We start from the raw sequence: 23,663 nt of genomic DNA on the forward strand, positions 1-23,663 counted from the left end.
TCCCGCGGGGCCCACCCGCCCTCACTCGGGGTGCACCGCCCCGCTGAGCAGCCGCACCAGGGCCGGCCCGTCCGGCAGGTGGCGCGGTTCCAGCGTGTAGTTATCCGCCACGTAGTGGAAGGCCGCACGCACGCTGTGTGCCCCGGTCAGCCGGCGCCAGGCCTCGGCGTAGACGGCCAGCTGGATCTGGGCGGCCTGCATGTCCGCGCCCTGCGGCGGCCGGCCCGTCTTCCAGTCCACCACCAGCCAGCTGCCGTCCGGCTCGCGGAAGACCGCGTCGATGCGCCCGCGCACCACCGCACCACCGATGGTGACCTCGAACGGGGCCTCGACGTGCTCCGGGGTGCGGTTGGCCCAGTCGCTGTCGAGGAATTTCTCCTTCAGCGTGACCAGGTCCGCGGCCGGGACCGGCTCATCGATGCCGGGCAGTTCGTCCTCGCTCAGCAGCGCCTGGCCGCCGAAGCGCTCCTCCAGCCAGGCGTGGAAGGCGGTGCCGCGCTTGGCATAAGAATTCGGTTTAAACGGCACCGGGCGGCGCTGCCGGCGGGCGAACTGCACGGGATCCGCGCGCAGGGCCACCAGATCCGAGGCGGTCAGCTCTCCCGGCAGGGCCACTTCCACCACGGGTGCTTGCAGGCCGCGGTATTCCTCAATGAGCGCGCTGGCTTCCGCCTCCCACTGGGCGAAGGCCTCGCCCTCGCTTAGCTCCGGCAGCTGGTCCATCGCCGCGGCCACCCGCCGCGCGCCGTCTTTGGCGCCCGGGCGCTGCGGCAGGACCGGGAAGCCGGCGGCCGGGGCCTGCTCGGCGTCGGTGTCCTCGAAGCCCTCGTCCCAGTGCACGACCGCGTCCGGGAACTTATCCCGCAGCAGCTCCAGCTGCTCGTAGACGCCTTCGTCGCGCTTGCCGGTGTAACTGCCGGTAACGGTCAGCGTGGATTCGCTGCGCGTCATGGCCACGTAGAAAAGGCGCGCCGCCTCCTGGGCCAGGTGTTCCTTCTTCTCCTGCTTGTAGGCCTCGCAGCCCTTCTCGAAGTCGCTGCGGGTGGCTTCCTTGACCTCGCCCTTGGCGTTCGGCTCCGGCTCGACGACCTCGATATAGTCCTCGTCGCCGGGCACGATGGCCGCCTGGGACAGGAAGGTCCCGCCGCGGGTCTGGTAGGAATTCTTGTCCGCGCGCACCACGCAGACGTGCTCCCACTCCAGGCCCTTGGCCTTGTGCGCGGTCAGGATCTGCACCCGGTTGTTGACCTTCGGGACCTCGCCCGGCTCCAGCGCGTTCTCGTGCTCCTTAGCCAGCTCCAGGTAGTCCAGCAGCGCGCCGAGGCCGTCGACCGGCAGGGATTCCACCACGCCGGCGAAGGCGTCCAGGTGCGTGGCCCCGCCCGCCGTGCCGCGGGCCAGGACCTCGGTGCGCAGGTTGAACACCGCCTCGATGTCGGCGAAGAGATCGCCCAGCGGCTTGGAAAGGCTATAGGTGCGCAGGTAGCGCAGCCGGGAGGACAGCTCCTCGATGCGTGCGAGCCCCTCCGGCGTGTAGCGCTCGCGCTCGCCCAGGTCCGCGACCGCGTCCGCCAGGCCCAGCACCTGCTCCGGGGCCTGGGCTGTGATGTCGTCCAGCTCCGCGCGCAGCACCGCCTCCGGATCGGCAGGGTCCAGCGGCTCCTCCGGCGCCTGGCCTGCTGGCTGGTCTGCGCTTTGGTCGGTGGTCTGGGCCGGGTCCTCCTCGCCGGGGTGGCGCAGGCGGCCGGCCAGGTTGGCCGCGCGCTTGCCCAGGGACTGGATGTCCTTCAGGCCGATGCCGCAGGCGGGCCCGGCCAGCACGCGCAGGGCCGCGGTGTTGTTCTGCGGCCGGATGAGCATGGTGGCCAGCGCCACCAGGTCCTGGACTTCCGGCTCGTAGAGCAGCCCGCCCAGGCCGGCGATTTCATAGGGCACCCCGGCTTCTTCCAGAGCTCGGGCCACGGGTTGGGCCTGCTTGTTGGTGCGCACCAGCACCGCGGCGCTGAAGTCGCGTTCGGCTTCCTGGGCCGCCACGTATTTCTCGCGCAGGTGCTCGGCCACGAACTCCATCTCAGCGTCCTCGTTGGCGAAAAAGCCCAGGGAGACCTCGCCGTCGCCGGCGTGATCGTGCGCGCGCAGCGGGTCCACCGGCCGCGGGCCGCCGGCGAAGACCGCGTCGGCCACGGCGTTGGCCATCTCCAGCACCTTGCGCGGGTTGCGCCAGGAAATCGTCAGCTGGTCCTTGTCCGCGGGCTCGCCGTTTTCTTGCGGGAAGTCCGTGACGAAGGCGGCGAGGTTTTCCGCGGTGGCACCGCGCCAGCCGTAGATGGACTGCATGGGATCGCCCACCGCCGTCACGGACAAGCCCGGATGGGGCTCGCCGCCGAAGAGCGCGCGCAGCAGCACACGCTGGGAGTGGGAGGTGTCCTGGTATTCGTCCAGCAGCACCACGCGGAAGCGGGAGCGCTGGGCCGCGCCGACTGCCGGGTGCGCGGCGGCCAGCTTCGCGGCCACGGCCATCTGCTCGCCGAAGGTGACCACGGCCTTTTCCCGCTGCGCTTGCTGCAGGGCCTCGACCAGCTCCAGGTAGTCCACGCGAACCTGCTGGGTGTCCAGGTAGCCTTCCAACTTCTTGGAATACTCGCCCTTGGTGCGCGGGCCCTTGGGCAGGTCGTCGACCTCGGCGCGGAAGTCCTGGGCGTGCTGGCGGATATCGTCCGGGTCGGCCAGCACGTTGTCCATGGCGGAGACCAATTTCACCAGCTGCTCCGTGACGGTGCCGACCTGGCTGGTGCTGGACAGGCGCCCGGTGTAGTTGGTGACCACCTCGTGGGCCAGGGCGAAGCGCTCGGCGTCGGTGATGATCCGCGCGCCCGGCTCCACCGGCACCAAGAGCCCGTACTCGCGGACCAGGTCCCCGGCGTAGGAGTCGTAGGTGGCCACCTTCGGCGCGATGGTCTCCAGGGCGTCGGCCACCGGCGAGCCCGGCGGGAACATGCCGGTCTCCCGCAGCTGCACCAGCGCCCGGCGGATGCGGTTTTCCAGCTGTAGGGCGGCCTTCTTGGTAAACGTCAGCCCCAGGATCTCCTCGGGCCGGACCACCCCGTTGGCCACCAGGGAGACCACCCGGGAGGCCATGGTCTCCGTCTTGCCGGCGCCGGCGCCGGCTACCACCAACTTCGGCCCCAGCGGGCTGTCGATGACCTGGGCCTGCTCCGCGCTGGGCGGGAATTTCTTGCCCAGCGACGCGGCCAGCACGGCCGGGCTCAAGTGGGGGTAATTAGCCTTCGACATCGGTGGTCATCCTTCCCTCCGGCTGCACCGGGCAGATGGGCTTAATCCGGCAGAACGTACAACTATCGCTAATGCGCGCGGTCACGGTCGGCCCGCGCTGCTCGGCCACCAGGTCGGGCAGCTGCGCGGCGAATTCCTCTAGGGCCTCAGCGCCCCAGGCGCTCTGGTAGCGCCCCGGCACCGACTTGTTCGACGAGGCCGGGTAGAACAGCACCCCGCCCTCGCGCGGCAGGCCGTCGCCGCTGGCGACCTTGACCCCGCTGGGGTTGTGGGCGCTGGCGTCCTCGGTGACCACCTCGCCCTGGGACAGGGCCAGCTGGTAGGTCGCCAGCTGGGGGTTGTCCTCCGCGGCCTGGACCGAGGGTACGGAGCTGCCCGTCTTGAGATCCACCACGCGGTAGCCTTCGGCGGACTTGTCCAGGCGGTCGATGCGCCCGGAGATGCGCACGCCGTTGTCCAGCCGCACGTCGACGGGCACCTCGGTGCCCACGGCAGTGAAGTTCACGTTCGCCTCCGCGACCCAGCTCTGGGTGCGCTGCAGCAGTTCCGCGAAGGACTCCGCCTCCGAGGCGCGCTTCCAGGCCGGCGAGTTCTGGATGCTGCTAAAGGCGGCCAGCGACAGCTCGTGGGCCAGGGCGGGGCTCAGCCCCCGGCCGATGGCCTCCAGGAAGGCGTGCGCCAGGCTGCCGCGCAGCATGGCCATCTGGTTGTCTGGTTCCTCCTCCAGGCTGGACAGGACCGCGTGCAGCGGGCACTGCATGAGCGCTTCCACCTTGGACGGCGACAGCGCCGGCCGCGGGTTAAGCTCCGGGCTGCTGGCCACCTCGCGGGCGGCCCACCACTGCTGCGGCTCGGCGCCCGGGACCCCGGCCGCGGCCAGCCGCGCGAGCTGCCGGGCGGCCTGCTCGCGGGCGGACTCGGTCTGCTCGGCGTCGCTGACCACCCGGCGCAGCGCCGCCACGAAGACCGGCACGGACAGCACCGAGACCTGCAGCGGATCCACCTCTGCCCCGTCTGGCAGCCCCGGCGCGCTCGGCGCCGGGGCTGTGGTGGGCAGGGCGCTGGGCACGGGCTGCGGGTGGGACTCGGCGGCCGGTTCGGGGACGGTCAGGCCCAGTTCCTTGGGCCACACGCTAGCGCGCAGGCGGCGGGTGGCCGCGCGGCGGGCGAACAGGGCCGGGAAGTTGATGGCCGGGGTCGCGAAATCCGCGATGAACCGGGAGGGTTCCTGGACCTGTTCGGCATCGGGGGCATCGATAGCCACGACCAGCAGGCGGGACGTGTGCCGGGTGGTGGCCACGTGGAAGAGGCGGCGCTCCTCGTGCAGGCGCTCGCGCAGGTGGCTGACCGGTACGTCCGGGTCAATGCCCTCGTCCACCAGGTCGACCAGGTCCGCCTGGTCGAAGATGGTGCCGGTCTCCCCCAGCGACGGCCACTCGGTCTCCTGGGCGCCGACCACGACCACGGTGTCGAACTCGCGCCCCACCGCGCCGTGGGCGGTCAGGATGTTGACCGCCTGCGGGGTGGCGTTGCGCCTGTCGCGCACGCCGGTGGGCAGTTCCTGCTCGGTGATGTGGCGGACGAAGGTCTCCAGGCCGGCGCCCGGGTAGCGCTCCACGAAGTCGCCGGCGGCGTCGAAGAGCGCCATCATGGCGTCCAGGTCCCGGTCCGCCTGGGAGCCGGTCGCGCCGCCGCGCAGGGCGGCCGCCTGCAGGCGCTCGGCCAGGCCCGTGGCGTTCCACATGGCCCACAGGATCTCCTCCACGCTGGCGCCGGCTGCGGCCTGCTCCACGCCCGCGCCCAGCACGCCGCGGACGCGCTCGAGCACGGCGACTTCCCGCTCGGTCAGCAGGTCGCCGAAGTCCGGCAGCGGGCCGGTGAGCAGCTCCCGCAGGGTCTCCAGGCCGCGCTGGGCCGGATTCCAGCGCCGCAGGCCGCGGATGAGCCGGCGCAGGGTGACCGGGTCCGCGCCGCCGACGGGCCCGGTCATGAGCTCCTCCAGCTGCGCGGTGCGCAGGGGCTGGTAGACCGCCTCGAGTGCTTGGACCATGGCCGCCACGAGGCGCTGCTCGGCCAGCACCACGTCCGTGGGATTGAGGTGTACGGGCACGCCGGCGGCCAGCAGGCCCCGGCGCAGCGGGGTGATATCCGCGACCGAGCGCACGATGACGGCGATATCGCGCCAGTCCACCCCATCGCTTAGGTGGCGGCGGCGGATGGCGTCGGCCACGGAGGCCTGCAGCTGGGCCGCGGTGGACACGATGTCCAGGCAGGCCGGCTCCGGCCGCCGCTGCGAGGCGCCCAGGTCGATGTGGTGCTCGGCGTCCAGCTCGTCGAAGAAACGGGTGTTGGCGCCGCGGAAGGCGAAGACCGCCTGCTCCGGGTCGCCGCCCACCACGGCGAGCTTCGCCTGCGCGATGATGAGGCTAAGCAGCTCGCCGGAGGCCGGCGCCAAGAGCTGCGCGTCGTCGACCACGATGGTGTGCCACTGGCCGAAATCCAGCTGCCCGGCGCGCAGGAGCACCTGGCTGACCAGCTCCGCGGCCGAGTAGGAATGCGCGCCGCTGAGTGCCATGACCTGTTCGTATTCCTCCAGGAAGTCCCCGGCGGCAATCCACATGGGGCGGGAGTGCTCGCGGCCTTTTTCGCGCAGGGATTCCGGCGACTGGCCGCGCTCGATGGCGCGCAGCAGGAAGTCGCGCAGCTGCCGGGCAAAGCCCACCATGCCCAGCGCCGGGCGGATTTCCTCCGGCCAGCTGGCCCCGCCGCCGGCGGCGTGGCCTTCCAGCAGCTCGCGGATGACAGCGTCTTGTTCCGCGCCGGTGATAAGGCGCAGGTCTTCGTCGCTGGCCTGGCGCAGGAGCGAGAAAGCCAGCGAGTGTACCGAACGCACGAGCGCCGCCGAGGAGGCGTAGTCGCCCAGGTGCGCCGAGATTTCGCGCCGCAGCGCCGCCGCGGATTCCTTGGAAAAGCTGACCACCAGCACCCCGGCCGGGTCCGCCCCGGAGCGCAGCACGTTCAGGACGGTGTCCACCAGAAAGCTGCTCACCCCGGCCCCGGCCTGGCCGGTCACCTTCCATACCCCGCGCTCCGGCAGGGGGTGCGGCCACTCGCGGGTGCCGGCGGGCTTCTCACCGGCCACGAGGCGCACCTCGGGCGAGGGCGGGAGGACTACGCCGCTGCGGGCGGTGTCATGGGGGTCATAGCGTCCGGTCATGCCCTAAAGTTTGGCACACACGCGGGACACGAGCATCTGCTCCACCCGCTGGATCTCCGAACGTACGTTCACGCGCGATTCCTCGTGCAGGGAGTTCACGTGGCGCCGGTAGGCCGCCGCGCGCAGCAGCAGCTGGTCGAGTCCCTCGATGTGGTCGAAGCGATCGCAGATAGCGTCATCCACGGCGCGGTTAATCAGCCCGTCGACAATCACCAGGGCCGTGGTGTAGCCCTTCGGCCGGGGCGCGGCGGTGGGCACGACTTCCACGAGGGCCGGCGGATTGTGGCCGGAATACAGCGTGGTGGCCAGCAGGTCCGCGTGCCCGACCACCCGCGGCAGGCCGGAAAGGTCCGCGTAGTACTCGCTGGTTTCCTCCCAGGCCGCGCGCTCGGCCTGAGCGAAGACGTCCGTGCGGCTTTCCGCGGTGCCGGCGAAAGGCGCCGAATAATCCGCCAGCTCGGCCTCCAGGCGCCCGGCCAGCAGCGCCGTCTCATCGACGCGCTTTTCCAGGTCCCCGGCCACGAACTGGGTCGCCTTCCAGCCGGCGACGGTGTAGCGCCCGTCCGTGGTCAGCAGGGGGCGGGCCACCCGCGCCCCCGGCACGCTGAGCTTCTCGCGCACCCGGGCCGACCAGGTCGCCGTGTCAGAGGCGAGCGCGTAGACCACGTCGCCCACGCGCAGGCCGTTGTCCCAGGCATAGCCCAGCTGCTCGGGCTGGCCCACGGCCGGACGGCCGCTGCTACGGAATGCGCTTAAGACATGCTCCGGAGGGTTAGAAATCACGTCCGGCTCCTTCACTCGGTTCGGGTTGGGGTTACGTCTCTAGTTGAGGTGTTTAGTCGTTACGGGCCTTGCCGTGGCCCGGGTCGTGGGGGTCTTCCACCCCCGGGACCGGGTAGGGCCACGGGTTGGGCTCGCAGGTGACGTCCTCGTCCGGGTAGACCTCGTCCGGGGCCTCGGCGTGCAGGGCCTTGTTGTTGAGCGAGATGGTCTGCTGCATCATCACCGGCGCCAGCTTGCCCTCGCCGCCGCAGGCCTGGTGCTCGGCGTAGCCGATGGCGTGGCCGAACTCGTGGTTGATGAGGTACTGGCGGTAGTTGCCCACGTCGCCCTCGAAGGCGCGGGAGCCACGTACCCAGCGCGACTCGTTGACCACCACGGTCGAGTCCCCGGTGATCGTGGTGTGACAGGAGGTCTCCATGCCCAGCTGCGCGCCGCAGAGCTCCGCGGTGGTCTCCAGGGAGGTCAGCTGGAAGCGGGTGTCCGGGTCCTCGTCGGCGCCCACGTGGACGAATTTGAAGGCCGGATCGTTGGTCCAGCCGCGCGGGTCGGACAGGGTGGCGTCCACCATGCTGGCGAAGGCGGCGTCGCCGCCGTAGCTGGAGGTGTCAATGCCGTTTTCGATCTCCACCGAGTAGCGCACGGTGCGCACCTCGCCCTCCCCGACGTCGAGGCCTGGCGTGCCGACCTCGCGGTAGGTCTTGTCGCCGGCGCGGGTGAATTCGCCGCCCGGCGGCAGCTGGTCGATAGCGCCTTGGACGTCGCCGGCATCCGCCGGGTCGGGGCCGACGGCCGTGGCGTCATGGCCGGCCGTGGCGCTGTCCTGCTCCTGGGCGCGCGGGGAGCCGGCCTCCTCGCTGGGGCCGGTGAAGATGTCGATGAGCACCCAGACGGTGATGATCGCCAGGACCGGGATGGCCACCACGCGCCACCAGCCGTAGTCCGCGGCGAAGCGGCGCACCGCCCCGCCGGCGCCCCGGCTGCTGTCCTCGGCGCCGTGGCGGGCGGGTTCGGACAGGCTGGAATCCCCGGCCCAGCTGCGCTGGTCGTTCTCACCGCGCGGCTCGGCGCGGCGGTGGTGCCGGGGTTGTGGAAATTCCGAGTTCTCCATGGCCCTTAAGGTTACCCGGTGCCCGCCGGCCCGCCGCAAGCGGGCGGCCGGGCCGAAGGCCCCGGGCAGCGGTGGGAAACCTAGGCGCCGGCGAAGCCGACGGCGTGCGGCTTAACCGCGCCGATCTCGACGTAGACGACGCGATCGGTGCGCACCAGGTACTTGCGGCCCTTCTCGTCGGCCAGCTCCAGGGTGGAGTTGTCCGCCAGGGCGGCGTTGATGCGCTGGGCCAGCTCGTCCTGGGTGCCTTCGGCGTTGATGACCAGTTCCCGGGCCGTATCCGCGAAACCAAACTTGATATCCATGGGGTGAAAACCCGCCTTTCTGCGTCTTCTTCGTCTGCGGCGCACCGCGGTGCGCCAATTCCTGTTGTCTGAGCGCGAAGCCAAACAATCTAATGGCCCCCACTATAACCGTGACGGTTAGTATCGAGGTGTGTCTGACTCGCAAACGCCTTCCACCGTACCGCCGACCCCGACGTTTTCTCGCCTAGGTGTGGCCGCCGAGATCTGCGATGCCCTGGCCGCCCAGGGTATTACCCGCACCTTCGCCATCCAGGAGCTCGCGCTGCCGCTGGCGCTCAAGGGCGCCGACATCATCGGCCAGGCGCGCACCGGGATGGGCAAGACCTTAGGCTTCGGGGTTCCTCTACTCGACCGGGTCTTCGACGACGCGGCCCTGCCGGAGTGCGACGGCACCCCGCACGCCCTGGTCGTAGTCCCCACCCGCGAGTTGGCCCAGCAGGTCGGCGAGGATCTGCGGGCGGCGGCGGCCAACCTGCCGGTGCGCGTGGTTACCGTCTTCGGCGGGCGGCCCTATGCCGAGCAGATCGCTGAGCTGGAACGCGGCGCGGACGTCGTGGTCGGCACCCCGGGCCGCCTGCTGGATCTGCACTCCCAGCACCACCTGCGCTTAGACGCAGTGGCCATCCTGGTCCTGGACGAGGCCGACGAGATGCTGGACCTGGGCTTTCTGCCCGATATCGAAAAGCTCGCGGCCGCGGTGGCCGGCAGCCTGCAGCAGACGATGTTGTTCTCGGCCACCATGCCGGGCGCCATCTTGTCGTTGGCCCGCGGCTTCATGGACAAGCCGGTGCACATCCGCGCCGAGTCCGGCGAGTCCGACCAGACCCACGCCTCGACGAAGAAGATCAGCTTCCTGGCCCACCGCATGGACAAGCTAGCCGTGCTCTCCCGCGCGCTGCAGGCCCGTGGGCGGGGCCGGACCATCATCTTTACCCGCACCAAGCGCTCGGCCGCCCAGGTGGCCGAGGACCTGGCCCAGCGCGGCTTCGCCGTGGCCGCCGTGCACGGGGACATGGGCCAGGCCGCCCGCGAGCGCTCCCTGGAAGCCTTCCGCTCCGGCGCGGTCTCGACGCTGGTGGCCACGGACGTGGCCGCACGCGGCATCGACATCGACGACGTCACCCACGTCATCAACTACCAGGTCCCGGACGATCCGCAGACGTTTGTCCACCGCATCGGCCGCACCGGGCGCGCCGGCCACACCGGCACCGCCGTCACCCTGGTCGGCTACGACGAGCAGGCCAAGTGGGAGGCTATCGATGCCGAGCTAGATCTCGGCCAGCACGACCTGCCCACCTGGTTTAGCACCTCCCCGGAGCTGGCCGAGGCCCTGGACTTTCCCGCCGAGGCCGGCGAGTCGGTCGGCCCGGCCCGCGCCGTGGTGGGCGGGGACCGCAAGCGCCCCGGGCGTGAGCGCGGCTCCGGACGCCCGCGCCGCCCGCGGACTCATGCCCGAGGCCGGGGCCGGAAGCGATGAGCCGCGCGGTAGTGCTGCGCGCTTCCCGCCGCGACTGGGTGCTTACCGCGGTCATCGCGGTGGTCTGCGTCGTCGCCGTGGTCGGCGCCTATTTTTCCGGCTCCCTGCGGGCCGCGGATCTGCAGCCGGCCGACGAGGCGGTCCCGGAACTGCCCGCCACGCTGGCGGAGATCCCCGCGCAGCTAACCCCAGCCTTCGAGCTGGCCAACGGCGCTGCCCCGCGGACCTCGGCCGGGGTCCAGCCCATCGCCACCAACGGGCTGATCATCGCCGCCGACGGGGACACCGTCCGCGCCGTCGATGCCGACGGCCACGACGTCTGGTCCTATACCCGCACCGATGCCCCGCTGTGCAGCCTGGCCACCGCCTGGGACAAGGTGGTGGCTACCTATCGCACCTCGGTCGGTTGCGGTGACACCGTGGCTATCGATGCCACCACGGGCCAGTACTCGGACACCCGCAGCGCGCTGAACTCGGAGGAGACCGTGCCGGTGGCCTCCAACGACCGGGTGGGCACCGCCTCCACCGACCGCGTCGAGCTGTGGCGCTCCGACATGGTGCGCACGGTGGAGTACGGCGAGATCCCCGCCCCGCAGGAGGCCAACACGCAGCCGCACCCGGAGTGCACTATCAACTCGGCGCTGACCCGCACCGAGCTACTCGTCGTCTCGGAGACCTGCCCGGACGCCGCCAACCGCGACTTCCTGCGCTTCCAGACCACGGAGCCGGAGGATTCCCGCGAGCCGGACGTTTCCGCCACCGCCGAGGTCGAGGCCGCCTCTGCCCGGCTGGTCGCCGTCGGCCAGTCCGCGGCCACCGTCTACGCGGAAGGTGAGACCCCCGAGCTTATTTCCTTGAGCGACGACGGCACCGTCACGCACCGGCAGGCAGTGCCCTCCTCGCCGGCGGTGAGCGAGTCCCCCACGCTGTTTCAGCCCGCCACCGCGGACCTGCCGCACCACATGACCTGGTTCGACGGCGCCCGCCTGTACCTTTTCAGCCCCAACGAGCTCAAGGTCACCCGGGTCATCGACGGCGCGCTCGGCACCGGGACCGCCATCGGCGACCGCCTGCTAGTGCCCACCGCAGACGGCATAGCCGTCTACGACTGGAAGACCGGCCAGACGGAGCGCACCGTGCCGGTCGACCGCGGCTCCTACCGCGGCCCGGTCCACCTGACCGTCGCCGGCACCAACCTGGTCGAGGCCCGCGGCGGGCAGCTCGTGGCCCTGCAGGCCGCGCCGGCTTAGAAGTTCTGCTGGAACCATTCCTGCGAGATGGGGTTGACCATCAGCAGGTAGATGCCCGCCAGGGCGGCGACCAGCGTGGCGATGCCGAGGGCGATGGCCCCGCCGGAAAACATCTGGAAGGAGCTGGCGGCCAGGATGAACTGCACCAGCAGCACCGCGCCACGCCCCCACCGGCGGCCGCGGGTCATGGCGATAGCGCCCACGATAACGAAGCCGAAGACGATGAAGATGAAGATCGCGGTGCCCAGGCCCAGGTAGTCGGTCGCGGCGGTCTCGGAGACCAGCGACGGGTTTTCCGGGTGGGTGACTTCGTGCACGATCAAAAAGATGCCGAAGATGATGACGGCGATGGACTGGACGATGCCGATCCCCGCGCCCAGGCGGACCGTGGCCGGGGCACCCAGACCGCCGGCGCGGCCTACCGAGTTGCGGGCGGCAGAAGCAACGGATGTCGATTTCTTAGAGCTCACGGAGCTTAGTCTACGTTTTCCCGCCCGCGCGCCTCCACTCACCGTCGCGCTGGGCGCCGCACGGCCCGTTTACCCGCCGTAATGTTAACCGCGTTGTCTAGGGCACTGAGCGGGCGCCCGGTCCACCGCGCTCGGGTGTGGTCCGCCGATCCGGATTTGACCTAGGCATACCTTAGGTATTTAGCAGACAAAAACTGTCCGCGCAGGCCAGCGCGCTACCACTACCTGTCAGCTGCCTGAAATTCGGCAGAAGCTCCCCAAGCCACCGACATATAATTCGGTGATGTTGGCCACAATTTAGCCTTTAACCCTAGCGAAGTCTTTGTAAACGTGTCATTATCTTCAGGTAGCAAAAAAGACGAGCTGCTTAACCAGCTCCAAACTCTGCGCCAACGCAGAGTGAACGCCAGGTAAACCATGGCGGCAAGCGGAGGACTGACCTCGAGACCAGACACCCCGCGTTGCAGACCGGTCCTGGCACGCAAACCCCATGACATTAGGGCTTGGCTCTGATTTTCGGTGCGCCATTTTTGGTTGCTCCCGAATTCGGTTCCAAGTACCGGTGTTAAACGCTGTCGAAAATTTGTTAGGAGATATCAATCATGGATTGGCGCCACGAAGCAATTTGCCGCGACGAGGACCCCGAGCTGTTCTTCCCGGTCGGTAACTCCGGCCCCGCCCTCACCCAGATCGCCAAGGCCAAGCTGGTCTGCAACCGCTGCCCCGTTTCCTCCCAGTGCCTGAAGTGGGCCCTGGAGTCCGGCCAGGACGCCGGCGTCTGGGGCGGCCTGTCCGAGGAGGAGCGCCGCGCCCTGAAGCGCCGCCGCAACCGCGGCCGCGGACGCGCCCGCGTCTCCGCCTAAGGTAGGGCAATTTCGCCCCCGGCGTTGCCTGCCGCTACAGTTATTACCAGTTCATCTAACCGCTCTCTGCAAAGGAGTACCACCATGAGCAAGCGTGGCCGTAAGCGTAAGGATCGCCGGAAGAAGTCCGCTAACCGCGGCAAGCGTCCTAACGCATAATCACAGCTAAAAACACCGAGCCCGCCGCAGCGGGGATAACGCCTCCAAGCGTTAGGCCCCGTCGCGGCGGGCTTGTTGTCTCTTGGCCTCCCCCGCCGGCGCACCGAGACGCGGACAGCGCCGGCGCGGGGAGGCTTTGTTATTTACTGGTAGCGGATGGAGCGGATCTGGACGGTGATCCGCTGCCGCAAGGTCTCTGGGGCGTGGGTGGCCTTGTCGCAGGTGCGCACCAGCCGGCGCACGATCTGCTCGGTCTCCAGGCGCTCCATGCACACGTTGCACTCGGCGATGCGCGCCTGCACGGCCGCGCGCTGCTGCGGGCTCAGCGACTCGTCCAGCAGCTGGCACAGCAGTGCCTCTATCTCCTGCGAAGAGCAGTTACAAGCCCCGCGGTGGTTGCAGTTGCTCACTTGTCTGCCTCCATATCTGGGTGGTTTAGCCCGATGCCGTGCTCACGTGCTACATCCTTCAACGCTTTTCGCAGCAGTTTTCTTCCCCGGTGCAGCCGCGACATGACCGTCCCTAAGGGGATATCCATCACTTCCGCGACTTCCTTGTAGGCCAGCCCCACCACGTCGGAGTAGTAGACCACCATGCGGTAGTCCTCCGGCAGGTCGTTCATCGCCTCCGAAATCGTGGTATCCGGCATGGCCTTGAGCGCGGCGACCTCCGCGGACTCCAGGCCCGTCGAGTCGTGCCCGGAGGTCGTGTACAGCTGGAAGTCGGTCAGCTCGTCCGCCGAGGACTGCGTGGGGCGGCGCTGCGCCTTGCGATAAGAGTTGATGTACGTGTTGGTCATGATCCGGTACAGCCACGCCTTCAGGTTGGTGCCCTGCATGAAGGAATCGAAATTCTTATACGCCTTCAGGTAGGTCTCCTGGATCAGGTCCTCGGCGTCCTGCGGGTTGCGCGTCATGCGCATCGCTCCCCCGTAGAGCTGATCCAGAAGCGGCATGGCCTGTTCCTCGAACGAGGCGGCCCGGTCTTTCGCCATTAACGTACTCCTTTAAATGAGCTTTCTGCCATAACCATCCTAGGCCCCGGCCCCTTGGGGCAGAAGTTCCGGGTAATCGTTGCGGATATTGCCCACTTCCTTCGCCGCCTGGTCCACCTGCCAGCCGGTGACCGGGCTGGGGTGCAAAAGCTCGGCGGCCTCTTCCGGGCTACCCTCCACCCACTGCCGGATTTCCTCCGGCGCCAAAAAGCGCGGCAGGCGGTCGTGCAGCCAGGCCATCTCCTCGGTGGCCGCGGTAGTCACGATGGTCGCCGAGAGCTGGTCCAGCCCCGTGGCCCACAGGCCGGCCGCCCACATCATCTTCCCTTCGCCCAGCCGCACGTAGTAGGGCATCTTGCCGTTACCGTCGTCGTGCCACTCGTAGTAGCCGTCCATGGGGATGAGGCAGCGCCCGGAGCCGGTCCGGCCGGTGAAGGCGTCCCGAAACGACGGCTTCTTCTTCACCGTCTCCGCGCGGGCGTTAAACAGCGGCGGGCCGTCTAAGTCCTTCTTCCAGTGCGGCAGCAGGGCCCAGCGCCCGGGATCGACCTGCGCGTAGGCCTCCTGGATGCGCACCACGGGCACCTTCTGGGTCGGTGCGATGTTGTACCGCGGCCCCGGCAGGCCGGCGGGCGCGGAAACTTCCTCGATTCCGGCCAGCGCACCGACGGAATCGAGCAACGACTCGCTGAACAAGACAAAACGACCACACATGAACCTCTATTATGGCCTATATGGCAGATTTTTGGTTAGCCCCGCATCCCACCGGCCCCCTGCGCTGGGAGCAGCGCGTGCCCGGCTCTAAGTCCATGACCAACCGGGCCCTAGTCCTGGCCGCGCTTGCCGATGCCCCCTCGGTCATCACCCAAACACTCATCGCCCGCGACACCGAGCTGATGATTGCCGCCCTGCGCGAGCTCGGCGCCGAGATCGAGGTGAAAGACGCCACCACCGGCCCGGAGATCCACGTGACCCCGGGCGAGCTGCACGGCGGGCACATCGACTGCGGCCTGGCCGGCACCCTGATGCGCTTTTTGCCGCCGGTGGCGGCCCTGGCCGGCGAGCCGGTCGCCTTCGACGGCGACGAGCAGGCCCGCGTGCGCCCCATGGGCGCCATCCTGGGCGCCCTGCGCGACCTGGGCGTCACCGTCGAGACCGCCGACGACTGCCTGCCCTTTAGCATCTCCGCCGAGCACACGCCCGCCGGCGGTAAGGTCACCATCGACGCCTCCCAGTCCTCCCAGTTCGTCTCCGGCCTGCTGCTGGCCGCCCCGCGCTTTGAAAACGGCATCACCGTCCACCACGTCGGCGGCGAAATCCCCTCGCGCCCGCACATCGAGATGACCCTGGCCATGCTGCGCGAGGCCGGCGTGACCGTCGACGAGGACGGGGACACCTGGACCGTCCACCCCGGCCCCATCAACGGCCGCGAGTGGAGCATCGAGCCGGATCTGTCCAACGCCACCCCGTTCCTGGCCGCCGCGGCCGTGGCCGGCGGGCGCGTGACCGTGCGCGACTGGCCGGCCGTGACCACCCAGGCCGGGGATCTCATCCGCGACGTGCTCTTCCGCATGTCCGTGACCGTCGAGCAGGCCCACGGGCAGGTCACCGTCGTGGGCTCCCCCGGCGCCCGCCTGCGCGGCATCGACTACGACATGTCCGCCCTCGGCGAGCTGACCCCCACCGTGGCCGCCCTCTGCGCGCTGGCCGATAGCCCCTCCCGGCTGACCGGCATCGCCCACCTGCGCGGCCACGAGACCGACCGACTCAGCGCCCTAGCCACGGAGCTCAACGGCCTGGGCGGCAACGTCCGCGAGCTGCCCGACGGGCTGGAAATCACCCCGGCGCCCCTGCACGCGGGCCGCTGGCACACCTACGCCGACCACCGCATGGCCACCGCCGGGGCGATCCTGGGCCTGGCCGTTGAGGGCATCGAGGTCGAGGACATCGCCACCACCGCGAAGACCCTCCCGGGATTTGCCGAGCTGTGGGAGACCATGGTCTCCGAAGGCAGCGCGCATGCCTAGGCGCCACTACGACGAGTCCGACGTCCACGTCCGCCCCGGCAAGGGCTCGCGGCCGCGCACGAAGGACCGGCCCAAGCACAAGGACGCCAAGTTCGGCATGGTCATTACCAAGGACCGTGGCCGCTGGGGCGTGGCCTTAGACGACGGCCCCGTGGTCACCTGCATGCGCGCCCGCGAGCTGGGCCGCACCGCCATCGAGGTCGGCGACCGCGTCGGCGTCGTGGGCGATACCTCGGGCCGTAAGGACACGCTGGCGCGCATCGTCAAGCTCGCCGAGCGCACCTCCGTGCTGCGCCGCACCGCCGACGACACCGACCCCTACGAGCGGATCGTGGTGGCCAACGCCGACCAGATGCTGATTGTCACCGCGGTAGCCGATCCGCCGCCGCGCTCCGGCTTCGTCGAGCGCGCCCTGGTGGCCGCCTTCGTGGGCAATGTTCACCCCATCCTGTGCCTGACCAAGACGGACCTGGCCGACCCGGCCCCCTTCGCCGCGGAATTCGCCGACCTGGACATCAGCGTGGTCTACGCCGGCGTCGAGGACGGCCTGGAGCAGGTCAGCGACGCCATCACCGGGCACATCACCGCGCTCATCGGCCATTCCGGGGTGGGCAAGTCCACGCTGGTCAACCGGCTGGTGCCCGACGCCGACCGGGAGACCGGCGAGGTCTCCGCCGTGGGCAAGGGCCGGCACACCTCCACCCAGTCCGTGGCGCTGCCGCTTCCCGACGATAACGGCTGGATCATCGACACCCCCGGCATCCGCTCCTTCGGGCTGGCACACGTCGATGCCGACACCGTCTTAGGCGTCTTCGAGGATCTCGCCGAGGCCACCGAGTCCTGCCCGCGCGGGTGCACGCACGCCGGTCCCCCGGCCGATCCCGAGTGCGGGCTCGACGATCCCGCCCTCATCCCCCCGGATTCGGCCTCGGCCCGGCGCGCGGCCGCGGTGCGCAAGCTGCTGGCCGCGCTGCGCACCAACGTCGACTGGGAAAACTAGAGCAGCTCCACCAGGAAGGGCAGCTCGCTCGGGTCGTAGAAGGCCATGAAGTTGTCGAGGGCGTCGCCCACGGCCAGCTCGGCGTCCTCGTCGCCCAGGTCCGCGGTGTCGATGGCCTCGATGGCCTTGGCGGTCGCGGTCTCCGATTCCGCGATGTCGACGTGGATGGCGGCCAGCTGCTCGGTGGTAATCAGCGCCGGCTCCAGCTTCACCACGGGCTCGCCCATCTCCGGCTGCGGGGTGACCGCCTCGGCGGGCACGTCCACGGAGATGACCACGCGCCGGTGCGGGAAGTGCTCCTCGTCGCCGATGGCCAGCAGCCGCAGCGACGCCATGGAGGCCTCCAGGAAGGCCGAGTAGGCGATTTCTTCCTCGTCGCCGGCGGTGTAGAACTCACGCAGGGCGTCGGTGACCATAAAGCCCCAGCCCGAGCGGGCGTGCAGCTGGCCAGTCTCCTTCAGCTCCGTGAGCATGGCGAAGGTGGCCGGCAGGTAGACGCGACAATCAGCCATCTTAGAACTCGCCCTCGATGTCGAAGACGGCCTGGATCTCAATGCTGGAGCGGTCGAAGACCGTATAGAGCATGCCGAGCAGGCCGAACTCCACCGACGCCTTGACGTTGACGATGTTGTCGTCCACGAAGACGCAGTCATTGACGGGCAGGTCGAGGGCGTCGGCCGCCGCTTGGAAGGCCGCGGGCTCCGGCTTTTCCGCCCCGATCTCGCCGGAGAGCATGACCGCGTCCACGATGCCGCGGTACTCCCACTCCCGGATTGCCTCGGCGCCGGGGCCCCCCGGGTCGTTGGACAGGATGGCCGTCGCCACGCCCTGGGCCTTGGCTGCGGCCAGGAGGTTGCGCCAGCGCTTCACGTCTTCGTCGGTGCCGTCGAGCACGCCGACGTAGTCCACAATCAAACCACGCATGAGTTCTCTTTCTTCTTTCGCTTCGGGTTCTATTTCCCTCTAACCCCGCAAATTATAGCGAAGAGGCATTTCACGCGCCTCCACCCCTTTCAGCAAACTCCCAGCTTGGGTTCCTCGCCCTGCGCACCACCCCGGCGCGTGCCAGAATACGGCCTATGTACGCCCCCATTCCCGGATTCGCCCACCTGCAGCTATACGTGCCGGCCGACCCCATCTCCTATGACCGTCAGCCCACGCCCATGGACGAGGAGGTCAAGGAGCGCGCCCAAACGCTTATCCGCCAGGTCATCGAGACCGCCGCCGGGCGCCGCCCGCTCAGCCACGTGCGCTCCGAGCGCTTCCCGCCGCGGCTGGCCAACCACCTGTCCGCCTGGCTGCGCACTCGCGGGTTTAGCCTGCCGGCGCGCCACGATCTGGTCGCCGTGCACGCGCACGCCAACGGGGAGTTTTACGGCACAGCCACCATCGGCGTCACCCAGCACGCGTTCACGGGTTCCTACGAGCAGCACCGGCTCGTATCCTTCCGGCTGCTCTAGCCTAGAGCGAGCCCAAAAACATCAGGACCTGCGTCCAGTCGACGGCCGACCACGCGGCCGCCGATGCCCCCACCGCCGCCAGGATCCCGCCCAGCGCGGCGCCGATGCCCCACACGGGCACCCCGGCGTCGGCATCGCTTGCGGCGCCCTTGTCGTTTTGAAAGTCGGCCGCGCCCGGCGCGGCGGCGTCCTCGGCCGGCTGGGGTAGCGCGCTATCTTCTGCCTGGCCTGCTTGGTCCTGAGCGGCCTCGACCCGCTCGAGCCACTCGCCTACTGTCTCCTGGCCGCCGCTTAACGCGGTACGGGACTCGTAGCTATCGGCGCGGTAGTTTTCCGTCGGCGCGGCGCTCGCCCCCGTCGGCGCGCCGAGCAACGCTGCGGTCACCAAAGCCGACAGGGAAGCCAGACGGCTTCGGCGGCGCGGCGTTCGCATAAAAACTCCAGTCGATTAGTAGGTACTTATCAAGGGCTTAAGCCTACCTCAAGCCGGCTCCCGACGCAGAATTTCCGTGCTCCGCGCGGCGGCCGGCCCAGAACACGAGGCCGACGACCACGCCCAAGCCCACCACCAGACCGGTGTTGAGCAGCATGAGGCCGACCGGCCACATGCCGGTCGAGTCGCTGAGCCCCGCCTGCACGGACCAGGCGAAGCCAAAGCCCAGCGTCGGACCCGTCACCGCGCCCAGCGCGCCGGCGCCGGTGCGGGGCACGCGCCAGGCCACCGCGGCGGTCAGCGCCACCATGGCGATGGCTGCCACGGCAATTTGCCACGCGGCGTAGTGGGCGTGGTTGCCCCAGCCCAGGCCCAGCAGCCAGGCGCCGACGCCCCCGACGAAGCCGGCGGCGACCGCCTCCCCGGCGCGGGCCCGCCAGACAGAAAAAATGGCGGCAGCTACCAGCAAGGCGCTAAACAGCGCCCAGGTCAAGGTAACTGCCACCACGGAAAACCTGCTTTCCTAGCGGGGTGAGGCTTCTCTACGCCTCAGAGGCGGAGCCGGACTCGGCGTTTTCTTCCTCGGTCGCGAACTGCTTGCGCAGCAGGAAGAGCTGGCGGACGGTCTCTTCCTTCACGCCCTCGTTCATGGCGCGGAACATGTCGCCGCCCTCCTTCTGGTACTCGACCAGCGGGTCGCGCTGCGCCATCGCACGCAGGCCGATGCCTTCCTTCAGGTAGTCCATCTCGTAGAGGTGCTCGCGCCACTTCTGGTCGATGATCGGCAGGATGACCATGCGCTCGGTGTTGCGCATCTGCTTCTCGCCACCGATGGCGGAGATCTTCTCCTCCAGCTCGTCGTACTGGTGCTGGGCGTCGTCGGTCAGGGCGTCGCGCAGCTGCTCCGCGCTCAGCTCGCCCGGCGAGCCGTACTCGGAGCCGTCCACCAGTTCCTCGGCGCTGACCGACGGGCCGTAGAGGGAGTCCAGGGCCTGCCAGAGCTTGTCCAGGTCCCAGTCCTCGACGTAGCCGGCGGCGGTGGCCGCGGCCACGTAGTCCGAAACCGTGTCGTCGATCATGGAGCGGATGTTGTCCTTGATGTCGCCGGCGTCCAGGATCTTGTAGCGCTCGCCGTAGACGACCTTGCGCTGCTCGTTTAGCACCTCGTCGTACTTCAGGACGTTCTTGCGCATTTCGAAGTTCTGGTTTTCCACCTGGGCCTGCGCGCCCTTGATGGAGTTGGAGACCATCTTGGCCTCGATCGGGACATCGTCCGGCACGTTGAGCCGGTTCATCATGTTCTCCATGGACTGGCCCACGAACCGCACCATGAGCTCGTCGCGCATGGACAGGTAGAAGCGGGTCTCGCCCGGATCGCCCTGGCGGCCGGTACGGCCACGCAGCTGGTTATCGATACGGCGGGACTCGTGGCGCTCGGTACCAACCACGTAGAGGCCGCCGGCCTCGCGCACCTCGTCGCCCAGGCGCTTGGAGCGTTCCTTCTCCTCCTCGATGTGGTTATCCCAGGCTTCCTGGTACTTCTCCTCGTCCTCGAAGGGATCCAGGCCCTGCTCGCGCAGCTTCATGTCCAGGATGACCTCGGGGTTACCGCCCAGCACGATGTCGGTACCGCGGCCGGCCATGTTGGTGGCGACGGTGACCTGGCCCGGGCGGCCGGCGCGGGCGATGATGTTGCCCTCTTCCTCGTGGTGCTTGGCGTTGAGCACGGTGTGGTCGATGCCGCGCTTGTCCAGCAGCTGCGACAGGTACTCGGAGCGCTCCACGGAGGTGGTGCCCACCAGCACCGGCTGCTTGTTCTGCACGTGCTCCGCGATGTCGTCGACCACCGCGGCGAACTTGGCCTCCTGCGTCTTGTAGATGCGGTCGGAGTGATCCTGGCGCTGGTTCGGCTTGTTGGTCGGGATAGGCACCACGTCGAGGCCGTAGATGGAGTGCAGCTCGGCGGCCTCGGTCTCGGCGGTACCGGTCATGCCGGAGATCTTGTCGTAGAGACGGAAGTAGTTCTGCAGCGTGACCGTGGCCAGCGTCTGGTTCTCGTTCTTGATCTCGACGTTTTCCTTGGCCTCGATGGCCTGGTGCATGCCCTCGTTGTAGCGGCGGCCCGCCAGCACGCGGCCGGTGAACGAGTCGACGATCATGACCTCACCGTTGCGCACGATGTAGTCCTTGTCGCGCGTGAACAGTTCCTTGGCCTTCAGCGCGTTGTTGAGGTAGGACACCAGCTGCGAGTGCTCCGGGGCATAAAGGTTATCGATGCCCAGCTGGTCCTCGACGTATTCCACGCCCTCTTCCAGCACGCCGACGGTGCGCTTTTTGTGGTCGACCTCGTAGTGGATGCCCTCGCGCATGCGCGGGGCCAGCTGCGCGAAGACCCCGTAGAACTGGGAGGAGCCGTCCACCGGGCCGGAGATGATGAGCGGGGTACGGGCCTCGTCGATGAGGATGGAGTCCACCTCGTCCACGATGCAGAAATTGTGGCCGCGCTGGACGATGTCGTTCAGGCTGCGCACCATGTTGTCGCGCAGGTAGTCGAAGCCCAGCTCGTTGTTGGTTCCGTAGGTGATGTCGCAGGCGTAGGCCTCCTTGCGCGCCGGCGGGCGCATCTCGGAGAGAATGACGCCCACGGACAGACCCAGCCAGCGGTGGACACGGCCCATCATCTCCGCGTCGCGCTTGGCCAGGTAGTCGTTGACCGTGACGATGTGCACGCCCTTGCCCTCGAGGGCGTTGAGGTAGGCCGGCAGCAGCGAGGTCAGGGTCTTGCCCTCACCGGTTTTCATCTCGGCGACGTTGCCGAAGTGCAGGGCCGCGCCGCCCATCAGCTGGACGCGGAAGTGCTTCTGCTGCAGCACGCGCCAGGCCGCCTCGCGGACGGTGGCGAAGGCCTCCAGCAGGATATCGTTGAGTTCCTCGCCGTCGGCGAGGCGCTGCTTGAATTCGTCAGTCTTGGCCTTGAGCTCGTCGTCGCTGAGGGCGGCGTACTCATCTTCCAGGGCGATTACCCGGTCGGCCATCTTTTCCAGGCGCTTGACGGTGCGCCCTTCGCCGGCACGCAGCAGCTTCGAAAGTCCTAACACGTAGTAGTTTCCTTCTTTGTCGCGACACGTAAACTAGTTAACTCCGTGCCATTGTACCCACCAGAGGCGGTCTCACTATCTCCGCCCCGGCCCAAAAAGACACGAAAAAGCGCCCAGCACCCGGCGGGCGGGCAGCTGGGCGCAGGATGGGCTAGCTAGTTGTTAGCCTGCGCACCCTCGGCGTCTTCGGTCAGGGTGATAAGACCGTAGTCGAAGGCGTGGCGGCGGTAGACGACCGCCGGCTGCTGGGTCTCGGAGTTGATGAACAGGTAGAAATCGTGGCCCACCAGCTCCATCTCGCTCAGAGCATCATCCACGGTCATCGGGTTGGCCGGGTGCTCCTTGGTGCGCACGATCTGGCCCGGGCGCTGCTCCTCGATGGAGTCTGCGTACGGATCGACGTAGCGATCTTCCTTCGCCGGAGCGGCGTTGCGCTCGGCCTCGGCCTCGGCGACCATCTCCGCGGCGATCTCGCCGGTGCCCTTCTGGGCGCGGTGGCCGGACTTGACGTTCTCGCGGCGGACCTTCACCTTGCGCAGGGAGCGCTCCATCTTGGCCAGGGCGGTCTCCAGCGCGGCGTAGAAGGAATCCTCCTTGGCCTCCGCACGGGCGATGTGCCCCTTGCCGGTGGCGGTGATCTGGATACGGTCCGACTGGGAGTCACGGCGCGGGTTCGGCTCGTGCTGCAGCTCGACGTGGAAGAAGGTCAGCGTCGGATCCAGCCGCTCGATCTTGGCCAGCTTGCCGGTGACGCGCTCCTGGAAGTGCTCCGGCACCTCCACGTTGCGTCCCGTGATGGTTACCTGTGCGTTGGTGGCCTGTGGCTCGGTCATTGACTTGCCTCCCTAGATTTGGCTGGGGGCGCGCAATCCCGGCGCCCCCGGGGGACTATTGGACTCGTCCTGCTGAGATCCCCACCCCGGTCATCCACCGGCGGAAACCGTGTGAATCCGGAGGCTCAAACCTCAACCTGTGACACCCCTCATCATACCAGTGGTCATAACCATTCCCCACCAAAGGTTGGAATTACATTTCTGTTCACCCCCACGCCAGTCCCCCTCTAGGCGTCGGCGAGCACCAGCCCCGCCCGCACCAGCGCGCCGGCCGCGCGCAACTTGTCGGCGGTGTTGATGAGGGTGGCGCCGGTGGTCACCACGTCGTCGACCACGACGGTGGCCCGGCCCACCAGCCGCGGGTCGGCATCGACGGCCACGGCGTCGCGCATATTCGCCCACCGCAGGTCCGCGTTCAACCGCGACTGGTCGGCCACGCCGCGGCGCAGGCGCGCGCAGTTGACCACGGTCAGCGGCAGGCCGTCGCCCAGCAGCCGGGCCGCGTGCTGGCACATGTGCAGCACCGGGTCCCCGCCCCGGGCCCTGGCTGACGATGCCCGCGTCGGCGCCGGCACCACCACCAGCCGCGGCGGCAGCACGCCCTGGGCCACCAGCTGCTCCAACCCGGCGGCGATGACCGCGCCGGCGTACGGGCGCACCGCCTGGTTGTGGTACTCCTTCATCTGGATGATGAGGTTGCGCCGGATCTCCGAGTACGGGCCCAGCGCAAAGATGGGCGGGTCCAGCAGCGTGCGGCGGGAAACGCGGTGCGGCGGGGTGCGCAGGTGCTCCCGGCAGGCCGCGCACAGCACCTGGCCCGGGGCCTTACACCCGGCGCAGGCGCGCGGGACTAGCAGCTCCCCGACCTGCTGCCAGACCCCCATCGCGCGCC

At 68.8% G+C, this 23,663-nt stretch carries 23 protein-coding genes; 7 read left to right on the forward strand and 16 right to left on the reverse strand.

The window, feature by feature from the left end; translation table 11 throughout:
- Positions 1 to 21: 21 nt before the first annotated feature.
- The 5 genes from VVS03_RS10190 to VVS03_RS10210 form a co-directional block, all read right to left on the reverse strand.
- Positions 22 to 3,294, reverse strand: coding sequence for an ATP-dependent helicase (locus VVS03_RS10190; RefSeq protein WP_368521486.1), 3,273 nt, complete (start codon positions 3,292 to 3,294; stop codon positions 22 to 24).
- Positions 3,281 to 6,511, reverse strand: coding sequence for a PD-(D/E)XK nuclease family protein (locus tag VVS03_RS10195; RefSeq protein ID WP_368521485.1), 3,231 nt, complete (start codon positions 6,509 to 6,511; stop codon positions 3,281 to 3,283). The genes VVS03_RS10190 and VVS03_RS10195 overlap by 14 nt, the downstream gene beginning before the upstream one ends.
- Before the next feature lie 3 nt (positions 6,512 to 6,514).
- Positions 6,515 to 7,294, reverse strand: coding sequence for a TIGR02569 family protein (locus VVS03_RS10200; protein WP_409338185.1), 780 nt, complete (start codon positions 7,292 to 7,294; stop codon positions 6,515 to 6,517).
- Between the two features lie 52 nt (positions 7,295 to 7,346).
- Positions 7,347 to 8,402, reverse strand: coding sequence for a DUF3152 domain-containing protein (locus tag VVS03_RS10205; RefSeq protein WP_368520193.1), 1,056 nt, complete (start codon positions 8,400 to 8,402; stop codon positions 7,347 to 7,349).
- Between the two features lie 80 nt (positions 8,403 to 8,482).
- Complete coding sequence (locus tag VVS03_RS10210; protein WP_368520192.1) at positions 8,483 to 8,707, reverse strand: DUF3107 domain-containing protein; 225 nt, start codon at positions 8,705 to 8,707, stop codon at positions 8,483 to 8,485.
- Between the two features lie 130 nt (positions 8,708 to 8,837).
- Between VVS03_RS10210 and VVS03_RS10215 the strand changes: the two genes are divergently transcribed.
- Positions 8,838 to 10,184 (forward strand): DEAD/DEAH box helicase, encoded by a 1,347-nt coding sequence (locus VVS03_RS10215; RefSeq protein ID WP_368534484.1) that lies wholly within the window; start codon positions 8,838 to 8,840, stop codon positions 10,182 to 10,184.
- Positions 10,181 to 11,434, forward strand: coding sequence for a hypothetical protein (locus tag VVS03_RS10220; protein WP_368521484.1), 1,254 nt, complete (start codon positions 10,181 to 10,183; stop codon positions 11,432 to 11,434). The genes VVS03_RS10215 and VVS03_RS10220 overlap by 4 nt, the downstream gene beginning before the upstream one ends.
- Here the strand turns inward: VVS03_RS10220 and VVS03_RS10225 are convergent.
- Positions 11,431 to 11,904, reverse strand: coding sequence for a hypothetical protein (locus VVS03_RS10225; protein WP_368520189.1), 474 nt, complete (start codon positions 11,902 to 11,904; stop codon positions 11,431 to 11,433). The two genes, VVS03_RS10220 and VVS03_RS10225, sit on opposite strands and share 4 nt — an antisense overlap.
- 602 nt (positions 11,905 to 12,506) lie before the next feature.
- On the opposite strand from VVS03_RS10225, the gene VVS03_RS10230 reads away from it, so the two are divergent.
- Positions 12,507 to 12,767 (forward strand): WhiB family transcriptional regulator, encoded by a 261-nt coding sequence (locus tag VVS03_RS10230; protein WP_070769720.1) that lies wholly within the window; start codon positions 12,507 to 12,509, stop codon positions 12,765 to 12,767.
- A gap of 84 nt (positions 12,768 to 12,851) precedes the next feature.
- On the forward strand, positions 12,852 to 12,926 hold the full coding sequence (locus tag VVS03_RS11330) for a 50S ribosomal protein bL37 (RefSeq protein ID WP_100227335.1): 75 nt from the start codon (positions 12,852 to 12,854) through the stop codon (positions 12,924 to 12,926).
- Between the two features lie 143 nt (positions 12,927 to 13,069).
- Here the strand turns inward: VVS03_RS11330 and VVS03_RS10235 are convergent, their stop codons facing one another.
- Genes VVS03_RS10235 through VVS03_RS10245 form a run of 3 tightly spaced genes read right to left on the reverse strand, consistent with a single transcriptional unit; the run spans position 13,070 to position 14,634 of the window.
- Positions 13,070 to 13,336: an anti-sigma factor gene (locus VVS03_RS10235; RefSeq protein WP_290225173.1), complete on the reverse strand. Its 267-nt coding sequence runs from the start codon at positions 13,334 to 13,336 to the stop codon at positions 13,070 to 13,072.
- Positions 13,333 to 13,920: a sigma-70 family RNA polymerase sigma factor gene (locus VVS03_RS10240; RefSeq protein ID WP_368520188.1), complete on the reverse strand. Its 588-nt coding sequence runs from the start codon at positions 13,918 to 13,920 to the stop codon at positions 13,333 to 13,335. Before VVS03_RS10240 ends, VVS03_RS10235 begins: the two co-directional genes overlap by 4 nt.
- A gap of 39 nt (positions 13,921 to 13,959) precedes the next feature.
- Entirely contained in the window at positions 13,960 to 14,634 is a 675-nt protein-coding gene (locus VVS03_RS10245) for an SOS response-associated peptidase (RefSeq protein ID WP_368521483.1), read from the reverse strand.
- A gap of 20 nt (positions 14,635 to 14,654) precedes the next feature.
- Between VVS03_RS10245 and aroA the strand changes: the two genes are divergently transcribed.
- Together aroA and rsgA are read left to right on the forward strand one after the other, a co-directional pair.
- Positions 14,655 to 15,947: a 3-phosphoshikimate 1-carboxyvinyltransferase gene (aroA, locus tag VVS03_RS10250; RefSeq protein WP_368521482.1), complete on the forward strand. Its 1,293-nt coding sequence runs from the start codon at positions 14,655 to 14,657 to the stop codon at positions 15,945 to 15,947.
- Entirely contained in the window at positions 15,940 to 16,947 is a 1,008-nt protein-coding gene (gene rsgA / locus VVS03_RS10255; RefSeq protein WP_368521481.1) for a ribosome small subunit-dependent GTPase A, read from the forward strand. Before aroA ends, rsgA begins: the two co-directional genes overlap by 8 nt.
- On the opposite strand, the gene VVS03_RS10260 is transcribed toward rsgA, so the two are convergent.
- On the reverse strand, positions 16,944 to 17,459 hold the full coding sequence (locus VVS03_RS10260; protein ID WP_368520184.1) for a DUF6912 family protein: 516 nt from the start codon (positions 17,457 to 17,459) through the stop codon (positions 16,944 to 16,946). The genes rsgA and VVS03_RS10260 overlap by 4 nt on opposite strands.
- A gap of 1 nt (position 17,460) precedes the next feature.
- Entirely contained in the window at positions 17,461 to 17,871 is a 411-nt protein-coding gene (locus VVS03_RS10265; RefSeq protein ID WP_368521480.1) for an HAD-IA family hydrolase, read from the reverse strand.
- Between the two features lie 155 nt (positions 17,872 to 18,026).
- On the opposite strand from VVS03_RS10265, the gene VVS03_RS10270 reads away from it, so the two are divergent.
- Entirely contained in the window at positions 18,027 to 18,407 is a 381-nt protein-coding gene (locus VVS03_RS10270; RefSeq protein WP_070769712.1) for a hypothetical protein, read from the forward strand.
- 1 nt (position 18,408) lies between these two features.
- Here VVS03_RS10270 and VVS03_RS10275 read toward each other — a convergent pair whose 3' ends face one another.
- From VVS03_RS10275 to VVS03_RS10295, 5 genes are all read right to left on the reverse strand, one after another.
- Positions 18,409 to 18,792, reverse strand: a complete 384-nt coding sequence (locus VVS03_RS10275) for a hypothetical protein (RefSeq protein WP_368520181.1) — start codon at positions 18,790 to 18,792, stop codon at positions 18,409 to 18,411.
- 91 nt (positions 18,793 to 18,883) lie between these two features.
- Positions 18,884 to 19,345 carry a hypothetical protein gene (locus tag VVS03_RS10280; protein ID WP_368534483.1) on the reverse strand — a complete coding sequence of 154 codons (462 nt, stop codon included), beginning with the start codon at positions 19,343 to 19,345 and terminating at the stop codon, positions 18,884 to 18,886.
- A gap of 37 nt (positions 19,346 to 19,382) precedes the next feature.
- Entirely contained in the window at positions 19,383 to 21,938 is a 2,556-nt protein-coding gene (gene secA, locus VVS03_RS10285) for a preprotein translocase subunit SecA (protein ID WP_368520179.1), read from the reverse strand.
- Positions 21,939 to 22,093: 155 nt separating this feature from the next.
- Positions 22,094 to 22,771: a ribosome hibernation-promoting factor, HPF/YfiA family gene (gene hpf / locus VVS03_RS10290; RefSeq protein ID WP_368520178.1), complete on the reverse strand. Its 678-nt coding sequence runs from the start codon at positions 22,769 to 22,771 to the stop codon at positions 22,094 to 22,096.
- Positions 22,772 to 22,998: 227 nt separating this feature from the next.
- Positions 22,999 to 23,655: a ComF family protein gene (locus tag VVS03_RS10295; protein WP_368521479.1), complete on the reverse strand. Its 657-nt coding sequence runs from the start codon at positions 23,653 to 23,655 to the stop codon at positions 22,999 to 23,001.
- Positions 23,656 to 23,663 lie beyond the last annotated feature (8 nt).

It is taken from the genome of Corynebacterium sp. LK2537 (genome assembly GCF_040946485.1).
In the GTDB taxonomy this organism is placed as follows: domain Bacteria; phylum Actinomycetota; class Actinomycetes; order Mycobacteriales; family Mycobacteriaceae; genus Corynebacterium.